The organism is Draconibacterium sediminis, from assembly GCF_000949475.1.
Taxonomy (GTDB): Bacteria; Bacteroidota; Bacteroidia; order Bacteroidales; family Prolixibacteraceae; genus Draconibacterium; species Draconibacterium sediminis.
The window spans coordinates 424,142-446,827 of sequence record NZ_JRHC01000005.1 but is presented as its reverse complement, the minus strand read 5'-3'; the positions used below and the strand labels follow the sequence as shown (position 1 = coordinate 446,827).

20 protein-coding genes, 1 tRNA gene and 1 pseudogene are annotated in these 22,686 nt (G+C 41.2%); 14 read left to right on the top strand and 8 right to left on the bottom strand.

The genetic code is table 11. From position 1 onward, the window contains the following. Window positions 1-7: 7 nt before the first annotated feature. The 12 genes and pseudogenes from kamA (at window position 8) to LH29_RS18630 (ending at window position 11,440) form a co-directional block, all read left to right on the top strand. Window positions 8-1,324 (top strand): lysine 2,3-aminomutase, encoded by a 1,317-nt coding sequence (gene kamA, locus LH29_RS18690; protein WP_045032670.1) that lies wholly within the window; start codon window positions 8-10, stop codon window positions 1,322-1,324. After that, window positions 1,314-2,153, top strand: coding sequence for a putative beta-lysine N-acetyltransferase (ablB, locus tag LH29_RS18685; RefSeq protein WP_045032668.1), 840 nt, complete (start codon window positions 1,314-1,316; stop codon window positions 2,151-2,153). Before kamA ends, ablB begins: the two co-directional genes overlap by 11 nt. A 196-nt stretch (window positions 2,154-2,349) precedes the next feature. Continuing rightward, window positions 2,350-2,574 carry a hypothetical protein gene (locus LH29_RS18675; protein ID WP_045032664.1) on the top strand — a complete coding sequence of 75 codons (225 nt, stop codon included), beginning with the start codon at window positions 2,350-2,352 and terminating at the stop codon, window positions 2,572-2,574. After that, window positions 2,574-3,992 (top strand): annotated as a pseudogene (locus LH29_RS18670) (sodium:solute symporter family protein). Before LH29_RS18675 ends, LH29_RS18670 begins: the two are co-directional and overlap by 1 nt. Before the next feature lie 149 nt (window positions 3,993-4,141). Further along, entirely contained in the window at window positions 4,142-5,869 is a 1,728-nt protein-coding gene (locus LH29_RS18665) for a helix-turn-helix domain-containing protein (protein ID WP_045032825.1), read from the top strand. A 164-nt stretch (window positions 5,870-6,033) separates the two neighbouring features. Continuing rightward, window positions 6,034-6,690: a DUF3575 domain-containing protein gene (locus tag LH29_RS18660; protein ID WP_045032662.1), complete on the top strand. Its 657-nt coding sequence runs from the start codon at window positions 6,034-6,036 to the stop codon at window positions 6,688-6,690. A 13-nt stretch (window positions 6,691-6,703) separates the two neighbouring features. Beyond that, complete coding sequence (locus LH29_RS18655; protein ID WP_082063827.1) at window positions 6,704-7,885, top strand: serine hydrolase domain-containing protein; 1,182 nt, start codon at window positions 6,704-6,706, stop codon at window positions 7,883-7,885. After that, window positions 7,882-8,682, top strand: a complete 801-nt coding sequence (locus tag LH29_RS18650) for an alpha/beta fold hydrolase (RefSeq protein WP_045032658.1) — start codon at window positions 7,882-7,884, stop codon at window positions 8,680-8,682. Before LH29_RS18655 ends, LH29_RS18650 begins: the two co-directional genes overlap by 4 nt. Window positions 8,683-8,700: 18 nt before the next feature. Beyond that, entirely contained in the window at window positions 8,701-9,549 is an 849-nt protein-coding gene (locus LH29_RS18645; protein ID WP_045032657.1) for an SDR family oxidoreductase, read from the top strand. Between the two features lie 26 nt (window positions 9,550-9,575). Continuing rightward, complete coding sequence (locus LH29_RS18640; protein WP_045032656.1) at window positions 9,576-10,211, top strand: CatB-related O-acetyltransferase; 636 nt, start codon at window positions 9,576-9,578, stop codon at window positions 10,209-10,211. A 3-nt stretch (window positions 10,212-10,214) separates the two neighbouring features. Continuing rightward, entirely contained in the window at window positions 10,215-10,811 is a 597-nt protein-coding gene (locus LH29_RS18635; protein ID WP_045032655.1) for a hypothetical protein, read from the top strand. A 164-nt stretch (window positions 10,812-10,975) separates the two neighbouring features. Then, the gene (locus LH29_RS18630) at window positions 10,976-11,440 is read left to right on the top strand and encodes a S41 family peptidase (protein WP_052671078.1); all 465 of its coding nucleotides are present in this window, start codon (window positions 10,976-10,978) and stop codon (window positions 11,438-11,440) included. 85 nt (window positions 11,441-11,525) lie between these two features. Here the strand turns inward: LH29_RS18630 and LH29_RS18625 are convergent. The 3 genes from LH29_RS18625 to LH29_RS18615 form a co-directional block, all read right to left on the bottom strand. Further along, window positions 11,526-11,602: transfer RNA gene (locus LH29_RS18625), tRNA-Arg, on the bottom strand. Window positions 11,603-11,746: 144 nt separating this feature from the next. After that, window positions 11,747-12,049: a thiamine-binding protein gene (locus LH29_RS18620; RefSeq protein ID WP_045032654.1), complete on the bottom strand. Its 303-nt coding sequence runs from the start codon at window positions 12,047-12,049 to the stop codon at window positions 11,747-11,749. After that, window positions 12,030-12,782, bottom strand: coding sequence for a hypothetical protein (locus tag LH29_RS18615; RefSeq protein WP_045032652.1), 753 nt, complete (start codon window positions 12,780-12,782; stop codon window positions 12,030-12,032). Before LH29_RS18615 ends, LH29_RS18620 begins: the two co-directional genes overlap by 20 nt. 140 nt (window positions 12,783-12,922) lie before the next feature. Here LH29_RS18615 and feoB point away from each other — a divergent pair, with 140 nt between their 5' ends. Next, window positions 12,923-15,385 (top strand): ferrous iron transport protein B, encoded by a 2,463-nt coding sequence (feoB, locus tag LH29_RS18610; protein ID WP_045032650.1) that lies wholly within the window; start codon window positions 12,923-12,925, stop codon window positions 15,383-15,385. 1 nt (window position 15,386) lies between these two features. Continuing rightward, the gene (locus LH29_RS18605) at window positions 15,387-15,638 is read left to right on the top strand and encodes a hypothetical protein (RefSeq protein WP_045032648.1); all 252 of its coding nucleotides are present in this window, start codon (window positions 15,387-15,389) and stop codon (window positions 15,636-15,638) included. Here the strand turns inward: LH29_RS18605 and rpe are convergent. From rpe to thrA, 5 genes are all read right to left on the bottom strand, one after another. Continuing rightward, the gene (gene rpe, locus LH29_RS18600; protein WP_045032647.1) at window positions 15,630-16,280 is read right to left on the bottom strand and encodes a ribulose-phosphate 3-epimerase; all 651 of its coding nucleotides are present in this window, start codon (window positions 16,278-16,280) and stop codon (window positions 15,630-15,632) included. The genes LH29_RS18605 and rpe overlap by 9 nt on opposite strands. Before the next feature lie 9 nt (window positions 16,281-16,289). Further along, window positions 16,290-17,156 carry a sigma-70 family RNA polymerase sigma factor gene (locus tag LH29_RS18595; protein ID WP_045032645.1) on the bottom strand — a complete coding sequence of 289 codons (867 nt, stop codon included), beginning with the start codon at window positions 17,154-17,156 and terminating at the stop codon, window positions 16,290-16,292. Window positions 17,157-17,321: 165 nt separating this feature from the next. After that, window positions 17,322-18,635, bottom strand: coding sequence for a threonine synthase (thrC, locus tag LH29_RS18590; protein ID WP_045032644.1), 1,314 nt, complete (start codon window positions 18,633-18,635; stop codon window positions 17,322-17,324). A gap of 196 nt (window positions 18,636-18,831) precedes the next feature. Beyond that, window positions 18,832-20,037 carry a cofactor-independent phosphoglycerate mutase gene (locus tag LH29_RS18585; RefSeq protein WP_045032643.1) on the bottom strand — a complete coding sequence of 402 codons (1,206 nt, stop codon included), beginning with the start codon at window positions 20,035-20,037 and terminating at the stop codon, window positions 18,832-18,834. Window positions 20,038-20,145: 108 nt separating this feature from the next. Further along, window positions 20,146-22,566 carry a bifunctional aspartate kinase/homoserine dehydrogenase I gene (thrA, locus tag LH29_RS18580; RefSeq protein ID WP_045032642.1) on the bottom strand — a complete coding sequence of 807 codons (2,421 nt, stop codon included), beginning with the start codon at window positions 22,564-22,566 and terminating at the stop codon, window positions 20,146-20,148. Window positions 22,567-22,686: the final 120 nt, after the last annotated feature.

The window sequence follows — 22,686 nt, the reverse complement described above, 5'->3', positions numbered from 1 at the left end:
AATATGTATGATTTATAATAACAGACAGCAGACAATTGCACACAAAATTGAGACAGAAGCGCAACTTTCGAAGTGGAAAGACTGGAGGTGGCAGCTACGGCACTCCATAAAAACACTGGAAAAGTTTGAAGAACTATTAGGCGTTAAATTTGATGAGAATGAACGGGAAAATCTAAAAGAAACATTCGACAAATTCCCCTTGTCGATAACGCCTTATTACCTTTCGCTAATTAACAAGAAAGATTTCAAAAACGATCCGGTTTTTAAACAGTCGTTTGGCCAGGTTGAAGAACTTATTACTTTAAAATCAGAGCTGGAAGACCCGCTGTCGGAAGACAGCGACAGCCCGGTTGAAGGGATTACACACCGTTATCCCGACCGCGTGTTATTTCATGTAAGTAATATTTGCTCCATGTATTGCCGCCACTGTACGCGTAAACGTAAAGTTGGCGATATCGACTATGTGCCATCAAAAGAACAATTGCAAAAGGGGCTCGATTATATTGCCGGCAACCCGCACGTACGCGATGTTCTGTTATCGGGTGGCGACCCTTTTATGTTGCCTGATGAAAAAATTGACTGGCTTTTATCGGAAATCACCAAAATACCACATGTTGAGATCGTAAGAATTGGTACACGAATGCCGGTGGTACTTCCTTACCGGATTACCGATAAACTGGTTTCGATTTTAAAGAAATACCAGCCACTTTGGATTAATACGCACTTTAATCATCCGAAAGAAATTACGGCTTCATCAAAAGAAGCATTGGCAAAACTGGCCGACGGCGGATTTCCGTTGGGAAACCAATCGGTTCTGTTGGCCGATGTAAACGACTGTCCACGGATTATGAAATCGCTGCTCCACAAGTTGGTGGAAAACCGGGTACGACCTTATTACCTCTACCAGTGCGATCTTTCTGAAGGATTGTCCCATTTCAGAACACCAATTGGTAAGGGTATCGAAATTATGGAAAGCCTTATCGGGCACACCAGCGGTTTTGCCCGCCCAACTTATGTGGTTGATGCCCCCGGCGGTGGAGGTAAAATTCCGGTAATGCCAAATTATATTATTTCATGGTCGACCAACAAAGTAGTGTTGCGAAACTACGAAGGAGTAATAACAACCTATAAAGAACCCGACTCGTACGAAGCAAAATTGTGCGACCGAAACTGTGAAAATTGTAACCTCGACTTAAAAATTGAAGAGGGAGCAGAAGAAGACGCAATTGGAATTGAAAAATTATTATCGGATACCGACGATGCGATATCGTTGATACCCGAAGACAACGAACGAATGATAAGGAGGGAAGAAGATGCAGGATAAAATTGAAAAATTAGGCAACGGAAGCATAATTCAACACGGGCAGTTAAACGACCGTGTCTACCTGATGAAATTGGGTAGCACGGATTGTCCGTCGGAAATTGTTGAAGAAATAAATACGCTGGCAAGAGAAAACAAGTACAGTAAAATAGTTTGTAAAATACCGGTGCACGCCGCCCCGGTATTTCTATCCAACGGTTTTCTATCCGAGGCACAAATACCGGCGTTTTACAACGACAATGAAGCTGCGTTTTTTGTTTCGAAGTTTCTGAATTCCGACCGGCTTTTAGATATTGAAACGGAAAAACTGAACAACCTTAGCCAAATGCTAAAGGTGCAGGATTCGATTACGCCCAACGGTACCGACTATTCGAATGTAACGGTGCGCAAGCTGGAAAAAGAAGACTATGAGCAAATAACCGACATATATCGCGAAGTTTTTGTAACTTATCCGTTTCCGATCTATAATCCGGGTTATGTGCTTAAAACATTTCAGGATGGAACACAATATTTCGGAGCCGAATCGAATGGGAAACTGGTAGCTCTGGCATCGGCCGAGATTGACAAAGAAGGCAAAAATGCAGAAATGACCGACTTTGCCACCCTACCCGACCAGCGCGGTAAAAATCTGTCGGTGCTGTTATTAAACGCACTTGAAAAATCGATGAAAGAACAGGGAATTACAACCTTGTATACGATGGCCCGGTTAAATTCGATAGGAATGACAAAAACTTTCCTGAAGATGGATTATTGTTATTCGGGAACTTTAATAAAGAATACGAACATTGCCGGAAAGATTGAAAGTTTAAACATTTTATATAAACATATCTGATATGAACCTGGGATACCGATGTCATTTTGCAAAAACCTGCCCTCTTTATAAAGGAGAGGAGAAATCAAAGGATATGCCTTTGCTACTTTTTAGAAACGTGTTTTGTAACCGAGGAATGAAAGGCTGGAAAAACTGTAGCAGATTCAACGAATTGACGGAAAAGGAACATCAGAACCAAAAATGAGCGAAAAAATATATGAGTAAAGAAACAATTGACATTCAGAAAATCAGTAATCAATTTGAAAAAGACATTTTAATATTATTAAACGAAAAAGAAAAATACGTTTATGGCGACATCATTAAAGACCTTAAACTGTCGGCCAGAAGAGGCCAGGAGTTAATTTCTTCCTTACTTAATAAAGGTCTTGTGAAACGTATTGACCAATCTTCATACCTCAAGCTTAATGTTGATATTAAATAATGGGGTGGATTGATCTCTCTATTTTTTGCGTATACCTGTTGGCGATGCTTGGCGTAGGCGTTTATTTTCTGCGCAAAAATAAAAATACAGACGATTATTTTGTTGGTGGACGTAAACTCAGTAGTATTCACATCGGGTTATCGGTGGTAGCTACTGATGTAGGCGGAGGTTTTTCCATCGGTTTGGGTGGATTGGGTTTTACCATGGGATTATCTGGTAGCTGGCTTTTGTTTACCGGCCTATTGGGAGCCTGGCTTAGCGGTGTTCTTCTCATTCCAAAAGTTTCGGGGTTGGCACGCCGAAAAGGATTTTTATCTTTTCCTCAGTATCTTGAGTACGTTTTCGACAAACGAGTAGCCCTCATTGCCGGGCTGATATCGGCCATCGGATACCTCGGCTTTACCAGTTCGCAAATTCTGGCAGGAGCCAAACTCGCATCCTCAACGTTCGACGGGCTTAGCATTGATAAGGCGCTGCTGATTATGGGTACGATTGCCATTGTATACACCGTGCTGGGTGGTTTAAAAGCGGTTATTTACACCGACACCGTTCAATGGATCATTCTTATGGCCGGGCTTATTTTTGTTGGTCTGCCATTTGCCTATACCAGTATTGGAGGCTACGAAGCTATTTCGGCAACATTACCGGCTTAGTTTTTATCGCTTCGTTCGGTAAGCTGGCAGCAAATTGTTAACTGGATGTTTACCATTATTCCGATCTGGTTTATCGGAATGACACTTTATCAGCGGATTTACGCGGCAAAAAATACACAATCGGCACAACGCGGCTGGTTTATTGCCGGGCTGTTTGAATACCCTTTAATGGCATTTATTGGTGTGGTTTTAGGCATGTTTGCACGTGTGGCAATGGAAAACCAACTACTACCGGGCTACAACGCTGCCAACCTCGATGCTGAAATGGGACTTCCGGTATTGCTAAAAACCATACTTCCGGTTGGATTCCTGGGTATTGTTTTATCGGCTTACTTTTCGGCCATCATGTCAACTGCCGACAGCTGTTTAATGGCTGCATCAGGCAACTTGTTAACCGATGTATTCCGGCTGCACAACGGAAGAAGAAGTTTGCTTCTTTCGCAGTTACTGACTTTGATAATTGGCTCAATAGCATTGTTACTGGCCTTAAAAATGACCAGCGTTCTGGATTTAATGCTCCACTCCTACTCGTTTATGGTTTCGGGAATGATTATTCCGGTGCTGGCAGCCTTATTTTCCAGAAATCCGAATAAAGTTGCAGCGCTGTTATCCATGCTTACCGGAGGTTCGTTAACGTTGTTCCTCATCCTGTCGGGAATAGAGCTTCCGTTTGAACTGGATGCCAATATTTTTGGAATTGCAGGTTCGCTATTGGTTTATGTTATTGTTGCATCGGTTAAAAAGGAGAAAACTTTAACAGTATAATTATTTACATATTTTTTTGTGGCCTTATCAACCAAGAACCACTTATTTTGTTAGATACAGCATAAAAACAAGTAGCTAACAACCAAATGGGTGAAGAAACGTCCCATATACATACCGATAAATCCATTGTTGTTCTCCCTTTCGTGAACATGAGCTCCGACCCGGACAACGAATATTTCAGCGATGGTATTACCGAGGAAATAATTAACGCGTTAACCAAAATCGACGGGTTAAAGGTTATTGCGCGAACCTCTTCGTTTGCGTTTAAAGGCAAACATGTTGATGTGCGCGAAATTGCCCGGCAGTTAGACGTTTCATCGGTGCTTGAAGGCAGCGTTCGTAAAGTTCAAAGCCGGGTTCGTATTACAGCTCAGCTGATAAATGCAGCAGACGGCACACATTTCTGGTCGAAAAATTTCGATCGCGAAATTGAAGATATTTTTGCCCTTCAGGATGAAATAAGTTTGCTTATTGCCAACCAGATTCGCGAAAATTTTGGGCACTTTAACATTCAGGAACAACTGGTGAGCGAGCCAACCACAAACATGAAAGCCTATGAGCTGTTTTTGAAAGGACATTTCTATCAATTAAAATGGGATGCCGATTCGATAGCCGAAGCAACAAAATATTACGAGGCTGCCGTGCAACTCGATCCAAAATTTGCACGCGCCTACTACGGTTTGGTGCAAAGTTACGGTTTGCTGGCTGCCTGGGGATATATGCCTGCCGAGCAAGGTTTTGAAATAGCGATCAGAAATTTTATGATTGCCAGCGATCTTGATAAATCACTCCCCGAATATGGCCAGTCGTTTATTGGCCGCACTTTTTGGATGGAGTGGGATTTTAAAGCCACCTACAAACAACTGATTGAAACACTGAATCTGCATCCGCGATTTACCGACGGACTGGAGGCAATGGCCGAACTGCTTCTTTCTCATGGTTACTTTAAAGAAGCCGAAGAATACATTCAAAAAGCCATGAAAGTGGATCCGCTGTCGGCTAACCATTATTACACGCTTTCGCACATTTATTACTACCAGCGCCATTTTGATACGGCACTACAACTTATCGAAAAGGCATTGCAAATAAATCCCGATTTTGTGCTCGCACGCGAACTCCGGATTTTATGCCTGATCTGGTTGAACAAAGAGGATGAATTTGTACAGGCTATTGTCAATACTCCCAATCCGGAAGTAAAACAGATCTATTTTAATGTGCGAAACAAAGGTCTTAAAACGCTGCCCGAAGCAACTTTAAAAAGCTGGGAATCAACCGCCGAAGACAAACGGCAAATGGTTCCCTACGAACTTTTTATATTGGCCAATACCGAGCACCAGCTGGAAGCCATTGAATTATTGAGTAAATATATTACTCAAAAACGTGGTCAAATTATTAATTTCAGGCAAGACCCATCACTGGAAACACTTCATAAATTTGATGCTTTCGGTACATTACACATTTCAAATTTTGTTCTTGAAGAAGAAATTAAACATGTACCTGCCAAAGAAAAAAATACAGAATCAGAATTTCCGGAACAAGACAAACAGCTTGAAAAACTGGTAAATTTTATCGAAACGGAACAACCATTTCTGAATGCACAGCTTAGTTTACGAACGCTGGCCGAAATGCTCAATCTCCATCCAAACAAACTCTCGTATCTCATCAATGAAAAAACGGGCATGAACTTTAACGAGTTTATTAACCAATTCAGGCTTGTCCATTTTAAACAACTTGCAACTGATTCGAAAAACGCCCACCTCACTATTTTAGGAATGGCTTACGAAAGCGGTTTTAATTCAAAAACCGTATTTAACGCTTACTTTAAAAAGGCTGAAGGCATAACGCCCGGCAACTGGTTAAAAAACAGCAAAGGATAAAACCCATTTTTCGCCCCACAACTTCTCAAGGTTCCAAATCTCTTCAAAGTGCGGATTTTCACCAATGAGTGCGGAATTACATTTTCGGACGATTGACTCTTTTTTCTGCTTCATCTTTGTAGCGTAAAACAATTCAAAACAACAGAAAACAAAATTTAATCGAAATGAAAACAACAATTAAAAAAGCTACAACGATGAGAAAAACAAGAAGACTACCTTATTTGGTTTTAATGTTACTAACCGTTCTGTTAGTGCAAAATGCAAGTGCCCAAAGCCATGAAAACACGAAAAAAGAGAACGAGAGATGGATTAGTCCGGCGCGCACGGCCATAAATGTTTGTCCAGGAGGAGTTGCTTTTGGATTTTATTCGGCAAATGTTGAGCATCTTTTTGGCGAAAACCACGGACTGGTTTTACGTGGCGACCTGGAAACGATTCCTGATACCTATTCCGATGCCAAAATCGAATCAAGCGGAAAAGCGGTGATATTAAACTACCGTTATCACATTGGCGGAGGTTTAAACTCCTTTTATGCAGGAGCCTTTGCGCGCTACCGCAAAATAAAAGGCGACGGTGCGCTGGAAACCGGAGATTTTGATTTCAAACTACCCGAGTGCACTCTTGGCCTAAATGTTGGGAAACGCTGGATTTGGAAAAGTGGACTTTCGCTGAACTTTGCCTTGGGTTACGGTTATGCTTACGACGAGTTAAAAGTGAATAATTCGAGCCAGGCAGCCTTGGATGCCATCGATGTATTCCGCGATGATTATACCTTTATGAATGGATTTCTGGGCGAATTTTCAATCGGCTACGCATTTTAATTATTTTCATACAATGTATTTATCCATAGTCAATAAGTCAAAATTCGGAGTAGTAGTACTTTTCATTTTGCTGGGAATATTTCTGCAATGCACGAACAACAACAATACCGGCATAAAGCAGAAAACAGAAGAACTGTTCCAAAAGCAACTGAAGAAGAACAACATCCGAAATGCATTTCTGAGCGTGTATTCTCCTTCGCGTTCTATCGACTGGAACTATACAGGTGCTACATTTCAGAGTGGCGAAAAAGTAAGCTCCGACAATCCTTTTTTAACAGCCAGTATTGGGAAAACATTTACTGCAACTGCCATCGCACAATTGGTGGAGCAAAATAAGCTGAAGTTCAGCGATCCGATTAGCAGGTATTTGCCCGATTCAATTATGCAAGGCCTGCATGTATACAACGGAGTGGATTATTCGGCTGAAATAACGATTGCACATTTACTACAACACACGTCAGGGTTGCCCGATTATTTCGAAGGAAAGACCATTGACGGCCGTGCCAATGTGATGGAGTTGCTGTTTAGCGAACCGGACAAATTCTGGGAACCAGTGGAAACCATTGAGTTTGCAAAACAGAAAATGGAGCCACTTTTTGTTCCCGGAAACGGATTTAATTACACCGATACGGAATATGTTTTGCTTGGCTTAATCATAGAGAAACAGAGTGGAACAAACTTGCACAATTATTTTGAGGAGCACTTTTTTAAGCCGCTGGAAATGGAACACACCTCCATGCATTTACGATCGACACCACTGGAGCAGACTTTAAAGTTGGCTGAAACTTATGCAGGCGATTTTGAGGTGAGCTCAATTGCAAGTCTTAGCGCGGATTGGGCCGGAGGCGGGTTGGTTTCTACCGGTAGCGATTTGATAAAATTCCAGCAGGCACTTTTTTCTGGTAAAATTATTTCAGCCGAAACATTACAAACAATGCAACACTGGGTACCTGAAACGCATGGAATGGAATATGGTTTTGGCCTGCGCAAAATCGCCTTTCGAAAATTGTTTCCAACACTTCCGGATTTAACCATTATCGGCCATTCCGGAAGCACAGGTTCCTTTATGTTTTATTGTCCGGAATTGGACGTATACCTCGCCGGTACATTAAATCAAACTGTGGAAGTAAAAGAATCGGTAGTACTTATGGTAAAAGTGCTTTCGCTTATTTTAAAGAATACTGAAAATCAATGAGCACCTATTTTCGAAGTGGAGAAGCCATACAAAAAATTGCAAATAGGTACGCGCAAAAGTTAGATGAATTGCCGGTGCGCTACGAGCTAATGATTATTGAGACCACCTACGGCGACACCAATATTGCAATTACAGGTACCGAGAACAAACGTGCGCTGGTATTTATACACGGAGCTGAAACATGTGCTCCACTCGAATTTGAAACGTTAAAAGAACTGGTAAACGACTTTAAAATTTATGCTGTTGATCTGCCGAATTTAGCCGGCCGAAGTGCAGAGATTCAGCCTAACTTACAAAACAACTCGTACGGAAAATGGATGTTCGAAATTTTATCGCGCTTAGGTGTTAAGCACGCAATATTGCTGGCCTTTGGCGGGGGTGGTTTTATTGCCCTGAAAACTTTAGCATTCGACGAAAAACGAATTGCCAAAACCTTTTTGGTTGCTCCGGCAGGAATCGTTAAACCCAGTCGGCTCAGGTATTTTTTCAAAGTGCTTTTTTCAGTAAAAAGATTCAGAATACTCAGAAAAGAAAAACTGACAACGAACATTTTCCGAATCCCCGAAATTTCAGAAATTGAAGCGGCAAAGATTCAAACCCCATTATACATTTTTGCTGCTGAAGATGATGTCTTCTACCCGGCAAACCAGTTAAGAAAAAGGGCAAAAAAATTATTCCGATCTTTAAAAGATGTTTTTCTGCTATATAGAGGCACAACCAGAACAGCCAACAACGTACACAACAGCAGTACAAGCAGAAATACGATTAGTGATACCATTATCAAGAATGAACTGTAAACTAAAACTCAAACAAAAGTGAAAAAGATAGCCATAGCCGGCGCTACCGGATATTTAGGAAAATATTTGGTGGGGCAATTAATCGAATTAAACGCTGAAGGAATCGCATTGGCAAGGAATACGGAAAAACTGGCCGCTTTCGACAGCAAGAATTTACAAAAGGTAAAAGCTGAACTTACACGGCCGGAGTCATTAAAAGGCCTACTTAATGGAGTCGACACGGTTATTTCAACCGTTGGAATAACCCGCCAGAAAGATGGACTAACCTACATGGACGTTGATTATCAGGCGAACAAAAACCTGTTAAATGAGGCAGTAGAAGCGGGCGTTAGGAAATTCATTTATGTATCGGTATTGAACGGACAAAACATGAAGCAGCTGAAGATTTGCGAAGCAAAGGAACGATTTGTTGACGAGCTTAAAAATTCGGGGCTTAATTACACTGTTATCCGGCCAACAGGATTTTTCTCTGATATGAAAGACTTTCTGGAAATGGCAAAAAAAGGCAGCGTTTACCTTTTTGGAAACGGCCATAAAAAATTAAATCCGATACACGGTGCCGACCTCGCTAAAGTTTGTTTCGATGCCATAGAGACAGACAAAACAGAAATTGAGGTTGGTGGCCCCGATATCCTTTCGCACAACCAAATTGCAGAGATGGCTTTACAAGCTAGCGGCAAAAAGATTAAAATTGTACATCTTCCCGATTTCCTGCGAAAAGCAAGTATCGGTTTTGTCCGTACTTTCTTCCCTCAAAAAACTTATGGTCCTGTCGAATTTTTCCTTACCGCAATGGCCTTCGATATGGTTGCTCCCAAATTTGGCACGCATAAACTAATTGATTTCTTTTATGATTCAGTCAAATAGATACCTCATCTTAAAAACGAACAAATATGAATATCCCGGATAAAAACAAAACATTCCCGCTCCCCCACTACGACCGCTTGTGTTTTCTGAAAAACATCATCAAAAATCCTAATATCATTGTGGGCGACTACACGTACTACGACGATTTTGAAGACGTGAATAACTTCGAAAAAAATGTGAAATACCACTTCGATTTTGTGGGCGACAAGCTCATAATCGGCAAGTTTTGTATGATTGCATCAGGCGTTAGGTTTATAATGAATGGTGGCAACCACCTTGCCGACGCTATTTCCACTTACCCGTTCTCCATTTTCGGAGAAGACTGGGCAAATGCCATGGAAGGAAAAACGTATCCGCACAAAGGCGATACAGAAATTGGCAACGATGTTTGGATTGGAAGTAATGCAACAATAATGCCTGGTGTTAAAATTGGCGACGGGGCAATTATTGCAACAAATTCAACCGTAACAAAAGATGTTGAACCTTACTCCATTGTTGGTGGAAATCCTGCAAAACCTATTCGTAAACGTTTCTCGGAGGAGCAAATTGAAGCGCTGCTAAAACTCAGGTGGTGGGATTGGGATATTGAAAAAATTACCCAATCGGTGCAAATACTGAGCGGAACCAATATTGAAGAACTCAGCAAGCTGTTAAACACGTAATAAATGAAGAACATACTGGTTACATTAATCCTATGCCTTGCCGTTTTAAAGGTTTTCGCCCAGCAAACGGAAAAAGAATTTTGGCTGCAGGATCTGAAAGCCTATAAAACCGGATTAGAGGAAAAACACATTGATCTTTACAACAGAATTTCGAAAGCCGAGTTTGATTCGGAGTTAGAGCTAATTAAGTCATCGATAGATAATAAAACCGATTTTCAGCTTGTAATGGACCTGATGCGCCTGACCCAAAAAATTGGTGACGGACATACCGCTATTTCCTTAAGCAATGTGGAAACTCATAATTTCCCCTTCGAAATCCAGCAATTTGGCAACGACTGGCGCATTGTAAAAATAGTCCAAGGTTTCGATCACCTATTGGGAACCCAACTTATTGCTGTTGATGAAACTCCAATTGCAATTGCAGCACAAAAAGTTAGCGAGGTAGCGCAGTTTGTTGAAAACCGGCACTCAGCAATTATCCGAACTGCACAGTATTTCCCGATTAGTGAAGTGCTTTTTGAATTAAAGCTCATCAAACAAAAAGACAAAGCCTCGTTTATTTTAAAAGCGACGACGGTACTGTTTTTACAGAAACACTAAGCGTTTCTGCAGATAACGAACCTATAGAATTTGCAGAACTCACAATCTCAGTTCCCAAGATCAAGAAACCTGATACAACTTCAATTGAAGGTTTTTGGTACGCTCCAATTTCAGGCACCGATGGTCTGTACATTCATTTTGAAAGCTACCCAACCTTTGAAGAGATGATGCACATTGGTGAAGAAATAGTGGGCTATATTTTTCAAAACAATATCCACGAACTGGTTATTGATTTGCGAAATAATGGCGGTGGCGATCTTTATGCCGGTCTGGTTTTGGCCAATGCTTTAAATCTTGCCGATCCGGTTGACTGGAAATCGGGTGTTTATGTTTTGGCTGACAAAGTCACTTTTTCGGCAGCAACAAGTAACACAGCCTTATTTCGCGAATTGCTAAACGCAAAAATTGTTGGCGAACCTACAGGTTCAAATCCAACCGGGTTTCAGGATATGGACACTTTTGAGCTTCCCAACTCCAAACTTGTCATCTGTTACTCGAAACGCCTGTTTCGTATTCAGGAAGAATTTTCTGAAGGCGTGCAACCCGATATTCCCTTACAATACGAATGGAAAAGTTTTTCGCGGGGAGAGGACAATATGTTACAATGGGTAATTGAAAAGATAAGATAAAAGTAAATCGGAAGAGGATTCTTTTGAGGGTCTCCGAAAACAAAAAAGAGTTGCAAGAAATACATCTTACAACTCTTTAGTTTTCTGGTGAACCTGAAGGGACTCGAACCCCTAACCTCCTGATCCGTAGTCAGGTGCTCTATCCAATTAAGCTACAGGTCCAGAACGCGTTTGCTTTAAAAGCGGTGCAAATATAGCGCTTATTTGTATAAATACAAATCTGCACAGAAATTTTATTGAAATTAATTACAATTCATTTTTGCCTGCTTTTCTGCTGAGGTATTCAACCGCCTAACAGCAAAATAATTACGAGTATTTTTCCATTTTATCTTCAATGGCCACATTTTTTTCAAAATTCACCTGAAGTTTCATATTGGTGATCATTCGTTGTGTTCCTGCTTCGCCGCAGGCCTCATGAATACGCTCCAGCAAATCCGGAAATTCATGAAATCCACATTCAACTACAGTTTCAAACGGGCACACCTGGTAGCGGTATCCCGATTTTTGGATGGTTTCAATCGCTTTGTCAACCAATTCGTATTTTATTTTTCCGTCGGCTTCAGGCAATACCTGAATAGCCACATTTATCTTATTCGTTTTCCAACTCATCGTTATTCTTATTTTCCTTATGATGTATTAATTGTATAATCTCGCTACGCGACAAAATCTTAACATTGGTAATTACCATATCTTCGCGTAAAAAGCCACCGTACTGATTGCACTCGTTAATTACATTCTGAAATGTATCTCTGATTTCGGCAGTAATCGGCAACATTACCAAAGCCGATGAAAAACCTTCCATAAAGTCCATCGATTCAAACACTCCTTCCTGCTTGTTGAGCTCGAATATTAACTCATCTTTAAGAAGCTTTTGTTGCGCTTCTGTTAACATTTCGTTCTCATTAACCGAAAGGAACACCACAAAATAGCGCAATTTTTTGCCTTTTCCACCCAGTCCGGTTGATATAAACACCTGTTGCTCATCAAGTAAGGAGCTATGCATCAGCATTCTGCTTTCCTGCAAAGCCAGCGTTCCCCATTGTTTCAGGTCACCCTCAGCCTCTTCAACAAACTTCTCAAGCGTACGGTACGCTTTCACGTCATCGTACACCGCAATGGCTGTCAGTATTTCCTTTTTACGTTCTTCGTCAACTTCTTTGTCAAAAAGTTCCTCTCTCGCCTCAAAACATTCTTCCGATATGTCCCTGTCCTTCAGTAGTCGGGCAAATTCAAAGTATTTCATCTGAATACCAACATCTATCTGTTCCTCCAGAATACTAAAGTTTTCGGGCAGATCGTCCAATGCTTTCTGAATATTATTATAAAATTTATCTTCCTCCATTTAACCTCCTTCGTTCGAACAAAAATAGTCACTTGTTGTAACTATGTAAAGAACAAATATATTTTATTTTTTATCATCGGAATTTAAATATATTTGTAGGCTTATTTTTATTTAATTTAAATACAGAAAGCAGGGGGAGAGTGAAATTAAGCGAAGCAAGAAATAATGAGCCGGTGATAATCACCAAAGTTTTAGGTCATGGTTCGTTCCGGAAGAGGATTACTGAAATGGGATTTATCCGTGGCAACGAAGTTCGGGCCATAAAAGATTCTCCATTTAGAGGGCCCAGCGAATACAAAATTCTGAACTATAATATTACGCTGCGGAAATCGGAAGCCGATCAGATTGAGGTTATTCCGGCCTCCGAGTTCAAAAAAACATCAACCGACACTTACGAGGGTACTATCGACCGTAATATCGATTTAATCGACCACTCGGCGCGTACAAAAACAATCAATATCGCATTGGTAGGTAATCCCAACTGCGGAAAAACCACACTGTTTAATTTTATCTCCGGATCGAAAGAAAAAGTTGGAAACTACAGCGGTGTTACGGTTGACGTTCACAAAGCCACTTTTAAAAGCGGCGATTATACGTTTAACTTTTACGACCTGCCCGGCACATACAGTTTAACAGCCTATTCAAAAGAAGAAATATTTGTAAGGAAGTTTATTTACGAACAAACTCCTGATATTGTAATTAACGTACTGGATTCGACCAACCTGGAACGAAGCCTGTTTCTTACCACGCAGTTAATCGACATGGATTTAAGGGTTATAATGGCCCTGAATATGTTTGATGAGCTGGAAAAGAACAAGCTTAAACTGAATAAGGAAGAGTTATCGAAACTGGTTGGAATTCCTCTCATCCCTACGGTTAGCTCGAAAGGGCTCGGATTGGATAACTTAATTGAAAAGGTTATTGAAGTTTTTGAGGGCCGAGATAATTTTTCGCGCCATATCCATATTAATTATGGAAAAGAGCTTGAAAAGTCGATCCGCACCATTCGTCAGAAAATAAAAGAAGACAAACCGATCACTGATAAGATTTCGTCGCGTTTTCTGGCCATTAAACTGCTCGAAAAAGACAACCAGGTAATCGAACTGCTCTCGAAATACTCGAATTTCGAGGAGATACAGGAAGTTACCCTAAAAGAAATAAAGAAGATAGAACTGCTTGAAAACGACGATAGCGAAACGGTTATTGCCAATGCCAAATACAGTTTTATTGCCGGTGCTTTACGCGAAACGTACAGCAACAAACGTAAGGAAAAGAAAACTCAATCGGAAAAGATCGACAGTGTGTTAACCAACCGCTACCTGGGATTTCCGATATTTACTGCACTACTGTTTTTTATCTTCTGGACCACCTTTAAGCTGGGGGCTTACCCGATGGACTGGATTGATGCGGGAGTTGTGGCATTGGGTAATTTTGTGGGCAACATAATCCCCGAGGGCATGCTGAACGACCTGTTGGTTGACGGTATAATCGGGGGCGCCGGAAGTGTTTTGGTGTTTTTGCCTAATATACTTATTCTTTTCTTTTTTATATCGTTGCTCGAAGGCTCAGGATACATGGCTCGTGCGGCCTTTATTATGGACAATATAATGCACCGCTTTGGTCTGCATGGCCGTTCGTTTATTCCTATGATAATGGGATTTGGATGTAATGTTCCGGCTATTCTGGCAACTCGTTCCATGCGAAGTCGGGGCGACCGGATTCTTACCATGCTCATCATTCCGTTTATGTCGTGCAGTGCGCGGCTACCGGTTTATATACTTATTATTTCTGCCTTTTTCCAGAAATACGAAGCCTGGATTTTAATTGGAATTTACGCTGTTGGAATTCTTTTTGCTTTTATTACAGCGCAGGTTCTCAATAAAACAGTTTTTAAAAATAAAGAAACACCTTTTGTAATGGAGCTCCCGACCTACCGCCTGCCAACATTCCGGAATGTGGTGTACCATATGTGGGACAAAACGCAACATTACCTAAAGAAGATCGGGACGATTATTTTGTTGGGTGTTATTATTATTTGGGCATTGGAATATTTCCCGCGAAAAACGGAGAATACTTCTGCTTTTGAAGCACAAATTGAGCAGATAGCAAACTCGGAAATCACCGAAATACAAAAAGACGAACGCATTGCGGAAGTGAACCATGCCATGGAATCCGACCGTTTGATCAACTCCTATCTTGGACGAACTGGCAAACTCATTCAACCGATAATGAGTCCGCTTGGTTTCGACTGGAAAATGAGTATTGCTGTGGTGGCCGGTTTGCCGGCAAAAGAAATTGTAGTAAGCACCATGGGTGTGCTTTACCAATCGCAGGATGGTGAAACAACCATTAACCTGCAGCAAAAATTACAAAACGAAGTTCATCAATTAGGTAAGCATAAAGGACAGGACGTATTTACCACACCTGCCGCACTGGCATTCATTATTTTTATTCTGCTTTATTTCCCGTGTATTGGTGTTGTGGCGAGTATTAAAAACGAATCGGGCTCGTGGAAATGGGCAGCGTTTTCGGTATTTTACACCACGGCCCTGGCGTGGGTAGCCGCGTTTGTAACTTATAATATCGGGATGTTATTCATTTAATATGGTCCAGGAAATTCTGACATACCTTATTGTTGCTGCTGCCGTTTTTTGGGCAGCATTAAAAGTGTACCGTCGTTTTTTTAAACCGGCTAAAAAAAACAAAACAACCGATTTTAAAAAGGATAAAATAACCATGGTACACAACTGCTCCGAATGCGCTGCAGGAGACTGTGCTTTGCGGGATTTACCACGAAAGGTTATTGAAAAGAATATTGAAGAGTGCCACGACAACGCCGTTCACTCATCACAATGATTTTAATCCTGAAATAATTTCCTTTGGATTTTCGGCACTAAAAACAAAACTTCCGGCAACAAGTACATCGGCACCCTTATCAAGCAGCTTTTTGCCAGTTTCGTAGTTTACTCCACCATCAATTTCAATCTTACAGTCAGAATTTGCGTCATCAATCATTTTGCGCAATTGTGTCACCTTCCTATATGTATTTTCGATGAATTTCTGGCCACCAAAACCCGGATTTACCGACATCAGCAACACCATGTCCAAATCGCCGATAATATCCTCTAAAACGGCTACAGGCGTATGTGGATTTAAACAAACACTTGCCTTGGCTCCAAACGATTTTATTAACTGCACCGTACGGTGTAAATGGCGGCATGCCTCGTAATGCACCGTTATAATTGATGCACCGGCGTTAACAAAAGGCTCAATGAATTTATCCGGATCAACGATCATCAAATGCACATCGAGCGGTTTTTTGGCAATTTTCTTTACATGTTCAATTACGGGAATTCCGAATGATATATTTGGAACAAACACCCCGTCCATCACATCAAAATGAATATAATCAGCTTCACTTTGATTGATCATTTCGATATCTTTTCCGAGATTGTTAAAGTCAGCTGACAGAATGGAGGGTGCTACCAAAGCTCTCATAAGTTTCGTTTATTTACCCAGGTATGATTTTAGTAACCTGTTTCGGTATTGGTTTTTTAGTTTTTTTATTGCTTTTTCTTTTATCTGACGAACGCGCTCACGTGTTAATCCAAAAACATCTCCGATTTCTTCCAACGTATGCGGCTGATATCCTTTTAACCCAAAGTAATAACGCAGAATTTCCGCTTCCCGTTCCCCGAGTGTTGACAAAGATCGTTCTATTTCTTTACGAAGCGAATTATCCATCAGTTCGCCATCCGGATCCGGTGAATCTTCGTTGAGCATTACATCATACAAACTATTTGCCTCCTCTTCACGCAGAGGGGCATCCATTGATACGTGAGTACTGGAAAAATTCATAGAATCCTCAACCAAATCGGGTTTTGATTCCATTAATTCTGCCACCTCATCAACGGTGGGTTCGCGCTGAAATTCCTGCTCCAGCTTGTTAAATGCTTTGTTTATTTTATTTATCGAACCAATTTTATTTAAAGGCAAACGAACAATTCTCGACTGCTCGGCCAAAGCCTGAAGTATTGATTGGCGAATCCACCAAACAGCATACGAGATAAATTTAAATCCGCGGGTTTCATCAAAACGCTCCGCAGCTTTTATCAATCCTAAATTTCCTTCGTTAATTAAATCGGGTAGGCTAAGGCCCTGGTTCTGGTATTGTTTCGAAACAGAAACGACAAACCTGAGGTTTGCTTTTATCAGCGTTTCCAAAGCTTCGCGGTCTCCTTTTTTTATGCGTTTGGCCAACTCCACTTCTTTCTCCGCAGACAACAACTCTACCTTCCCAATTTCGTGCAGGTACTTATCCAGCGAGAGGGTGTCGCGGTTAGTAACCTGTTTGGTAATTTTTAGCTGTCTCATATATCGATCTTGTTAACATTAATTCTTTTTGAAAATGATATCCTACATAATAATATTACATTTCGGGGATAAAAGTAACACTCAAAACTGAATAAATTTACCATTAAATTTATCATCTCCAACTAAAACACAAAAATCAGTCAACTGTTCAATAACATTTTTTCTTTAAATTGGACGATCCAGAAGATAACGTTTAAAATCAGGATATTCTTTGGTCATTTGTTCACTTTTCTTTTCGCCCTTCATAAAGGCAGCAAGCTTTTCAGGTAATTCTACCTTACCTTTTCCAACAACCGTCTCTACCGTCTCTGTAAACTTTGCCGGATGTGCCGTTTCTAAAAAAACGCCGATCTCATTCTCCGACAAATAATCGCTTAACGACTGATATCCACATGCTCCATGCGGATCGCATAAATAGTTATGTTCGTTGTAGACCTTCAGAATCACCTCTCTGATTTCTTCATCAGAATAACGGTAACCTTTAATTTTTCCGGCTACTACTGCGTGCTCGTTTTTGTATAAATCGAGGATTCGGGCAAAGTTACTCGGTGCACCAACATCCATTGCATTGGCAATGGTTTCAACCGACGGACGTGGTTTATACTCTCCAGTGTTGAGGTATTCAAAAACTACATCATTCTCGTTGTTGGCAGCAATAAATTGTTTTACCGGCAGTCCCATTTCTGCCGCAATCAACCCGGCTGTAAGGTTTCCGAAGTTACCGCTGGGCACTGAAACAACCAATTGTTTATCATCAAGTTTACCAGCTTCTTTCAGGCGGGCATACGCATTAAAATAATAAAATGCCTGCGGAAGAAAACGCGCTACATTTATGGAGTTTGCCGATGTTAACACCAGCTTTTTATTCAGTTCATCATCAAGGAAAGCCGTTTTTACCAAATGTTGACAATCGTCGAAAGTACCTTCGATCTCCAATGCTGTAATATTCTGCCCCAGTGTTGTAAACTGCGATTCCTGTATATCACTAACTTTTCCCTTTGGATAAAGCACGTAAACATGAATGCCGTCAACTCCGAGGAAACCGTTAGCTACCGCACTACCTGTATCGCCCGATGTGGCCACCAAAACGTTTACCAGTTTCTCTTGTTTACCCAAAAAATGATTGAGCAAACGCGCCATAAAACGCGCGCCAACATCTTTAAATGCCAGCGTTGGGCCATGAAACAGCTCCAGGGAATAAATAGAATCGGTAACTTTTACAACCGGACAATCAAATTGCAGGGTATCAAAAACGATCTCTTTCAATTTGGCCTCTTCAATATCTTCACCAAAGAATTTCTTTGCCACTTCAGAGGCAATTTCCTGAAACGACAGGTTTTGAATTTGATCAAAAAAAGCAGGCTCGAATTTTTCAATCCGCTCGGGCATAAACAATCCGTTATCGGCCGCCAGTCCCTTTACAACTGCTTCTTTTAAAGAAACATCAGGGGTATTTTTATTTGTACTATAGTATTTCATCTCACTTCAATTAAAGCTTTAGGGGTGTTCGATGTAACTCGCTTATAACTATATGCATAAATGGAAAATAATTTTACAAGCTCGTTTCATTACTCCAACAAAAATAGAATTTTGGGATGAAGGCAAGACTCCCCCAACCTCAAAAACATGACATATATCAGAAATTTAACACCTTTTGATCTCCACAAATGGATATTTACTTCAAAAATGCACGAATAAATTCGTCACCTTGCAGAGTTCCAAAGATTCCGTTTCGTGGATCGAACTCATCGTATACCTCCACCGCATCGGCTTCACCACCCGGTTTGTAAATGGTAAACGGCACGGCATCGCGGGTATGTGTTTTTAGTGCACATGGCGTTGGATGATCGGGCAAAATAGCAATGGCCACGTCCTCGTCCATTTTTGCTGTTTCCTCCAGAATGTATTTTACCACGCGCTGATCGAGATACTCAATGGTTTTTGTTTTCAGTTCCACATCACCTTCATGGCCCGCTTCATCGCTTGCTTCGATGTGCAAATACACAAAATCGTTTTCTTTAAGCGCATCGATTGCAGCCTGTGCTTTTCCTTCGTAGTTGGTATCGTATAAACCGGTTGCGCCTTCCACATGAATCACTTTCATTCCGGCATACACTCCAATTCCATGAATCAGATCGACCGCAGAAATAACTGCCGAATTCTCGATTCCAAACATTTCTTTTAACGTTGGCATGGCCGGTTTATAACCAGGTGACCATGGCCAAACAGAGTTACCCGGATCTTTTCCTGCCGCTTTGCGTTTTAGGTTCACCGGATGATCTTTTAACAGTTCCTGTGATTTTAAAATCAGGTCAGTAACCAAATCAGAAGTTGCTTCTGCGGCGTCGGTTTTTGCTTTTGGCAAACAATTGACAAAGGGTGTTCCCGGTACATCGTGTGGTGGTGTGCAGGCAAAATCTTTAACACCATCTTTTATTACCAGCAAATGACGATAAGATACACCTGAATAGAATTTGATCTTGTCATTCCCCAATTTCTCATCGAGGAAACGAATCAGTTCCTCTGCCTCTTCATTTGAAATATGTCCGGCCGAGTGGTTTTTAATTTTCTCATCTTCCACACAAATCAGGTTACAGCGCATACCCAAATCTCCGGGTTGTAATTCAACGCCCATACTGGCCGCTTCCAGTACTCCCCTGCCTTCAAAAACCTTTTCAACATCGTAGCCTAATACGGCCATATTCGCAATTTCGCTACCCGGATGCATACTTTCGGGCACGGTTTTTAATAAGCCCGACTGGCCGTTTTTCGCCAGCCAATCGATATGTGGTTTATTCGCCATTTGCAACGGAGTTTTTCCGCCATAGGCTGCGATTGGCTCATCAGACATGCCATCGCCAAGAATTATAATATGTTTCATGTTGTTCAGAAAATAAAGAGAAGACCAGTATCCGGTGACAGCAGTTGGCAACCGGTCTTCAAAGTTTTTTTACTTTTTTATATGAATGCTTTTAGCAACAACTTTGTTTTAAATATTCGACACTTTTATCAAATCGGCAAATACCCCGGCGGCCGTTACCGAGGCTCCGGCGCCATAACCTTTTATCAGCATCGGAAATTCGTGATAACGTTCTGTTGTGTACATTACCAGGTTATTGCTTCCTTCCAGGTCGTAAAACGGATGCTTAGAATCTACTTCCTGCAATCCGGCTTCGGCCTTACCATTCTCGAACTTAGCCACAAAGCGCCATTTTTTATTTTCAGCTTCCAGTCGTTGACGTTCAGTTTCAAATTTGGCATCCAACTCCGAAACACCGGCCCAAAACTCGTCGAGCGTACCGGCAAATAATTCTTCGGGTACAAAACGGTTGATCAAAATATCATCCATTTCAATACGATAACCCGATTCGCGGGCAAGAATCAGAATTTTACGGGCCACGTCAACACCACTTAAATCAACCCGGGGATCGGGTTCTGAATAACCTTCATCCTTGGCCATTTGAATGGTTTTACTCAATGGAATATCAGCCGAAATAGTATTGAAAATATAGTTGAGCGTTCCGGAAAGAACGGCTTCAATCCGCAACACTTTATCGCCCGAATTTACCAAATCATTAAGTGTATTAATAATAGGCAAACCTGCGCCAACGTTGGTTTCGAAAAGAAATTTAATCCCTTTCTTTTTGGCGATTTTTTTCAGTTCGGCATAATTATCATACTCCGATGAAGCGGCTACTTTATTGGCCGTAACAATGGAAACGTTCGAACTCAAAATTTCCTTGTAAAGATCAGCAACCGCATCGTTAGCCGTACAATCCACAAACACGGAATTGTAGATATTCATTTCCTTGATCTCATCAACAAAACCCTGCAACGAAGATGTTTTCTCCGAAGCATCCAACTGCTCTTTAAAGGAATCAATTTCAATTCCATCGCGGTTAAAGAGCATTTTTTTAGAGTTGGCAATTCCGGTTAACTTCAATCGTAAGTGGTTTTGTTTTAATAGTCGCTCCTGTTGTTGTTTAATCTGTTTCAGCAGGTTTCCTCCAACAGTACCAATTCCCATCAGGAAAATATTCAGCTCCACATTCTCCGACAGGAAGAACGATTCGTGCACCACATTTAAGGTTTTTCGCAGATCGTCGTTTTTAACTACCCACGAAATATTCAGCTCCGACGCTCCCTGCGCGATGGCAATAATGTTTACACCACTTTTTCCCATGGTAGAAAAAAGTTTTCCGGCAATACCGGTAGTGTGTTTCATATTCTCGCCAACAATCGCCACAACAGAAACGCTTTTTTCGAGATCAATTTTATTCACCTGTCCGGCGGAGATTTCCTTTTCAAATTCTTCGCGAATTGCAGCTTCGGCCACATCCAGTGCTTTTTCTTCAATAGCCACACTGATTGAATTTTCTGAAGACGCCTGCGAAATTAAAATCACATTTACATTTACTTTTGCGAGTGCGGTAAACAATCGCATTGAAATGCCGGTAACACCCACCATTCCGATGCCCTGCAAGGTAACCAGCGTAATTCCCGAAATAGAAGAAATACCTTTAATCGGGCGGTCGAAACCATTCTTAACACCTTTTACAATTTTGGTTCCCGGGTTTTCCGGATCGAAGGTATTTTTTATCTGGATGGGAATTCCCTTTTGATAAACCGGCAAAATAGTTGGCGGATAAATTACTTTGGCACCAAAATGCGAAAGCTCCATGGCCTCTGAATAAGATATCTCAGGAATGGTATAAGCCTTGCGAATCACACGCGGATCGGCTGTCATAAAACCGTTTACGTCGGTCCATATTTCCAGAATCTCAACATCAAGGGCTGCAGCCAAAATTGCGGCAGTAAAATCAGATCCACCACGCCCAAGTGTAGTAAATTCGCCTTTGGCATTTTTCGAGATAAAACCGGGCACAACGGCTGCTCCTTTAAAACCGGCAAAAGTTTCCTTAATTCTATTGTTAGTAACGCCAAAATCAACTGCCGCTTTACCAAAGTTGCTGTCGGTTTGAATAAACTCCGACGAGTCTTTTCGCGGGCAGCCAATAAATTCGGCAACAATATGCGACGAAATTCGTTCGCCCAAACCGGCAATTCGATCGAGTGTTTTCAGTGTTAATTCGCCCACCAGAGTTATACCGGTCAATAATTTCTCCAACTCGTCGAGCAATACATCAACATGCTCTTTTACCGATCCTGATCCGTTAAAAAGTTCACGTAATGTTTCGTCGTGTCTTTGTCTGATTTCCGTAAGTTCCGTATGAAAGTCGCCTGTACCAGAGGCAGCATTGTGCGCTGCCGTTAGAATTTTATCGGTTATGCCACCAAGGGCTGAAACTACCACAACAACATCCTCGTTCTGGTTTAGTACAATGTCTTTTACACGTTTAATGTTTGCGGCGGAACCTACGGATGTTCCACCAAACTTTAACACTTTCATACGATTTTTTTTATCTATTTATATTTGTAAAAACTACTTCATCTTTAAGCCTGCCTTATAAAAAAACCGGATGAATCGACAGAATCAATTCACCCGGTATATTCTGTCTATATCAGTTAA